The sequence below is a fragment of the Pseudarthrobacter sp. CCNWLW217 genome, assembly GCF_037203985.1.
Lineage (GTDB): Bacteria > Actinomycetota > Actinomycetes > Actinomycetales > Micrococcaceae > Arthrobacter.
Window position 1 is genome coordinate 1 of sequence record NZ_JBBCBT010000052.1, and the last position, 783, is coordinate 783.

Annotated in this window: 1 protein-coding gene; it reads right to left on the reverse strand. The window is 65.8% G+C overall.

Annotated elements, in window-relative coordinates; genetic code table 11:
* Positions 1-31: 31 nt before the first annotated feature.
* A partial coding sequence (locus tag V9L18_RS21990) for an SDR family oxidoreductase (RefSeq protein WP_337349268.1) occupies positions 32-783 on the reverse strand: 752 nt, incomplete at its 5' end.

Here is a 783-nt window from a genome sequence, read left to right on the forward strand (position 1 = left end):
GATTGCTGGTTCAGAGCTGTGTTCGCGGGCATCAGACCACCACCGTCATTCCGCCGTCGATAAAGATCGTCTGCCCGTTCACGAAGTCCGAACCGGTCGAGGCCAGCCACACCGCGGGCCCGGCCAAATCCTGCACCGTGCCCCACCTGTTGGCCGGGGTCCGGCCCAGGATCCAGGAATTGAACACCTCATCATCGACCAGGTTCTGCGTCATCTCCGTATGGATATACCCCGGCGCGATCCCGTTGATCTGCAAACCGGACCCCGCCCACTCCGCGGTCATCGCCCGGGTCAGGTTCCGCAACCCGCCCTTCGCCGCCACATACGGGGCGATCGTGGGCCGGGCCAGGTCCGTCTGCACCGAACAGATATTAATGATCTTCCCGTGCCCACGGGCGATCATGTGCCTCGCGGCCTCCCTCCCCACCAAAAACGCGCTCGTCAGGTCCGTGGCGATCACCCGCTCCCAATCCTTCACGTCCAGCTCCAGCATCGGCACCCGGTGCTGGATCCCGGCATTATTCACCAGGATCTCCAACGGCCCCACGTTCTCCTCCACCCACGCCACACCCCGCGCCGCCTCGCTATCCTTCGTGACATCAAACGCGACACTGTGCACCCGCCCCGGCGCGTACTCCGCGGCCATCGCCGCCGCCGCGTCCTTGAGCCGCTCGGCATTGATCCCGTTCAGCACCACGGTGGCACCGGCGTCGGCCAACGCCCGGGCCAGCGCATTACCAATCCCCCGGCTCGAACCCGTCACCAAAGCAACCCGCCCCGACA